Source organism: Mesorhizobium sp. B2-1-3 (assembly GCF_006442495.1).
Classification (GTDB): Bacteria; Pseudomonadota; Alphaproteobacteria; order Rhizobiales; family Rhizobiaceae; genus Mesorhizobium.
In genome coordinates this window covers 142,501-146,323 of sequence record NZ_VFWL01000018.1, presented here as the reverse complement: position 1 = coordinate 146,323, position 3,823 = coordinate 142,501, and the positions used below count along the sequence as shown (strand labels likewise).

The 3,823-nt window shown below is 56.6% G+C and carries 2 protein-coding genes, 1 tRNA gene and 2 rRNA genes (1 of these 5 cut by a window edge); all 5 read right to left on the bottom strand.

Annotated features, from left to right (window positions below; genetic code table 11):
* Positions 1-280: 280 nt before the first annotated feature.
* Entirely contained in the window at positions 281-592 is a 312-nt protein-coding gene (locus FJ973_RS25050; protein ID WP_140501646.1) for a type II toxin-antitoxin system RelE/ParE family toxin, read from the bottom strand.
* 3 nt (positions 593-595) lie between these two features.
* On the bottom strand, positions 596-862 hold the full coding sequence (locus FJ973_RS25045) for a type II toxin-antitoxin system ParD family antitoxin (RefSeq protein WP_140501644.1): 267 nt from the start codon (positions 860-862) through the stop codon (positions 596-598).
* A gap of 489 nt (positions 863-1,351) precedes the next feature.
* Positions 1,352-1,428, bottom strand: a tRNA-Met gene (locus tag FJ973_RS25040).
* Positions 1,429-1,661: 233 nt separating this feature from the next.
* Positions 1,662-1,776: ribosomal RNA gene (gene rrf, locus FJ973_RS25035) — 5S ribosomal RNA — on the bottom strand.
* 272 nt (positions 1,777-2,048) lie between these two features.
* Positions 2,049-3,823, bottom strand: a 23S ribosomal RNA gene (locus FJ973_RS25030); it runs 1,036 nt beyond the window's last position.

Genomic DNA, 3,823 nt, shown 5'->3' with positions numbered 1-3,823 from the left:
GGGCAGTCTTAGAAGCAAACTTCTTCGTCGCCAGCGGCGCACCGCCCTCGTTCGTGAGGCGTATATAGTCGCCACCCCGACAAACTGTCAACACCGATCCAAGAAGTTTTTTCGATTTCTGGTGGAGATATCCGCAGGGTCGAAATTCGTGAGTTGGCTAGGCTGAGTTTCCACATCGCTTTTTGCGCTTGGTCGCGCCTGGGATGCTCGCTTCGGACCGTATGCCTCGCTTTGAAAATCGCTGTCCGCCCGACGGCCGCGGATCTTGCCAGAGCGGCTTTCAGCGGCGATCCTCCAGCAATTCCGGTGTGATGTTCCGGCCTGCGTAGAAGATGCCCAGGATCAGCACCTGCTCGCCCTCGACCGCAAAGGCAATGCTGACCGCCCGTCGGTAGCCGATGATCCGCAGTCCGGGCATGATCTCGCGCCGCTCGGTGCCACGCTGTGGAAAAGTCGATAGACCGAGACAATGGTCTTGAATACCCGCGACAAAATTCCACGCGATCGCCGGCGATGCCCGCTCGGCTATGTCGTCATAGAGCCGTTCGAGTTCGGCTTGTGCGGCGGGATGAAAGACGATCCGATAGACCATCCCCTACTTGGCTTTCGCCTGTTTCGCGCGATGGCGCGCCTCCAGCCGAGAAAAAACCACATCGGCCGGAATTCCTTTAGCTGGATCCTGCTGGAGCTCGGCCAAGCGGCCCGGAATTTCCTCGCGCAGCCATCTTTCCCGCTCCGCCTCGAAATCCTCGAGCATGCGCAGGCCGGCGCGAACAACCTCGCTGGCATTGTTGTAGCGACCTGATTCGAGCTGTTTCCTGATGAAGCGCTCATAGTGGTCGTTCAGAGCGTAGTTGGGCATGACAACCTCCCGGAAAGAGACATGGGATCACGGCACGGATTTAGCAATAGATGTCAGATATTAGCAATATCGCCTCGGTCGGGCCGTCGCGATCGGGGATAGCGCCTGCAGCCGATAGGTGGGATCTGCTCCTCGCGATCCCTCCGGGACAGCTGGCGCTGAAGCCGGCTGAGATGGAATCCTGCCGGCTGAATCCATTTTGCATTTTCGTGGCTGGCCTCGGCTCTGGGAAGCCCAATTTTCCGCCGCGCGAGCTGAGAGCTCGTCTTGGCCCCGAGGCATGGAACGACCGAGGCTTGGCCCTGAACGCTTTGGCTTGGCTTGGCTTGTATGGTTCTGGCGGGCGGATTGTGTTTGGTTTTGCGGGATTTGTTTTTGACCCTCTGCGTCGGCTTTGGGTGTTTGCGGGCCCGTGATGAGGGTTCAAATCAGCGGGGGGCCATCAGCCGGATACAAGAACAGCCCGGGGTGAGCCGGGCTGTTTTGATTTGGTTGCGGGGACAGGATTTGAACCTGTGACCTTCAGGTTATGAGCCTGACGAGCTACCGGGCTGCTCCACCCCGCGCCACCTATGAGCAAGCGTGAGCTTGCTTCGACCTCTGGAAGCAGGTGTTTTCTGCTTCGATCTCTGGAAGCAGGTGTCTCTGCTTCGATGTTTGGAAGCGGGCGATTGCCTGCTTCGCGCCGCCAAATTGAAAGGGCCGCTTACGCGGCCCGTTGTCCCGTTGGCGGGCCTGTTCGTGAAGAGAAGATTTCACATCCATCCGATTGGATGTGAGTTTAACGTGCGTTTGGCAGACCTGGCAGCGACCTACTCTCCCGCGTCTTGAGACGAAGTACCATCAGCGCTGGAGCGTTTCACGGCCGAGTTCGGAATGGGATCGGGTGCAGCCGCTCCGCCATAACCACCAGGTCGGCAAAACGCACGTTATTCGAGAAGCTGGGTTAGGGATTGGGCAGAAGGCAATAGTGAGTAGGGGATGCCTATTCGCTATTGGCTCGTTGCTCTTCACCTGTCTTTTTGTGCCTGAGCGACATCCACAGTTTGCTTTCGGGCGAAGCCCGCAAGCGCGACTGCGCGTCGCCGGTCGTCCGGCGCCCTCGCGGAGCATAGGCCCGTAAGGGCCGCTCATGCGTGAGCGCTGGCCAGACCATCGTGTTTCACGATGGGCATAAGGAATGAGAACGATCAAGCCGATCGAACTATTAGTACCGGTAAGCTTCAAGCGTTGCCGCTCTTCCACACCCGGCCTATCAACGTGGTCGTCTTCCACGGTTCTCAGGGAATACTCGTTTTAAGGTGGGTTTCCCGCTTAGATGCCTTCAGCGGTTATCCCGTCCGGATATAGCTACCCTGCTATGCGGCTGGCGCCACAACAGGTCCACCAGAGATCCGTCCATCCCGGTCCTCTCGTACTAGGGACAGATCCTTTCAATATTCCTACACCCACGGCAGATAGGGACCGAACTGTCTCACGACGTTCTGAACCCAACTCACGTACCGCTTTAAATGGCGAACAGCCATACCCTTGGGACCTGCTCCAGCCCCAGGATGCGATGAGTCGACATCGAGGTGCCAAACAACCCCGTCGATATGGACTCTTGGGGGTCATCAGCCTGTTATCCCCGGCGTACCTTTTATCCGTTGAGCGATGGCCCTTCCACGCGGGACCACCGGATCACTATGACCGACTTTCGTCTCTGCTCGACTTGTCAGTCTCGCAGTCAGGCAGGCTTATGCCATTGCACTCAGCGAACGATTTCCGACCGTTCTGAGCCCACCATCGCGCGCCTCCGTTACTCTTTAGGAGGCGACCGCCCCAGTCAAACTACCCACCATACATTGTCCCGGACCCGGATAACGGGCCGCGGTTAGACATCCATAGTGATAAGGGTGGTATTTCAAGGGTGGCTCCACCTGAGCTGGCGCCCAGGTTTCAAAGCCTACCACCTATCCTACACATGCCACTACGAATGCCAATGTAAAGCTATAGTAAAGGTGCACGGGGTCTTTCCGTCTAACCGCAGGAACCCCGCATCTTCACGGGGAATTCAATTTCACTGAGTCTATGCTGGAGACAGCGGGGAAGTCGTTACGCCATTCGTGCAGGTCGGAACTTACCCGACAAGGAATTTCGCTACCTTAGGACCGTTATAGTTACGGCCGCCGTTTACTGGGGCTTCGATTCAGAGCTTGCACCCCTCCTCTTAACCTTCCAGCACCGGGCAGGCGTCAGACCCTATACGTCGCCTTGCGGCTTCGCAGAGCCCTGTGTTTTTGATAAACAGTCGCTACCCCCTGGTCTGTGCCACCCTCCTCTGCTTGCGCAGAAAAGGGTCACGCTTCTTCCGAAGTTACGCGTGCAATTTGCCGAGTTCCTTCAGCATAGTTCTCTCAAGCGCCTTGGTATACTCTACCAGACCACCAGTGTCGGTTTCGGGTACGGTCTATAAGGAGGAGCTATTTCCTGGAACCACTCCGCTGCCCGTTCAATCCGATAAGATTGGACAACTTGTGTGATCCGTCACTACCTCCAGGCCCACGAATATTAACGTGGTTCCCATCGACTACGCGTTTCCGCCTCGTCTTAGGGGCCGGCTAACCCTGCTCAGATTAGCTTTAAGCAGGAACCCTTGGTCTTTCGGCGGGGGAGTCTCTCACTCCCCTTACGTTACTCATGTCAGCATTCGCACTTCTGATACCTCCACCACCCCTCACGGGTATGGCTTCATCAGCTTACAGAACGCTCCGCTACCGCTCGTGATTGCTCACGAACCCTAAGCTTCGGTGTATGGCTTTAGCCCCGGTACATTTTCGGCGCAAAGACCCTTATTTAGACCAGTGAGCTGTTACGCTTTCTTTAAATGATGGCTGCTTCTAAGCCAACATCCTGGTTGTTTTGGGATCCTCACATCCTTTCCCACTTAGCCATAACTTGGGGACCTTAGCTGTAGGTCAG

Excerpts from the sequence above, each read along its gene's own strand:
- FJ973_RS25045 (WP_140501644.1), bottom strand. The coding sequence starts at position 862 with ATGCCCAACTACGCTCTGAACGACCACTATGAGCGCTTCATCAGGAAA.
- FJ973_RS25050 (WP_140501646.1), bottom strand. The coding sequence starts at position 592 with ATGGTCTATCGGATCGTCTTTCATCCCGCCGCACAAGCCGAACTCGAA.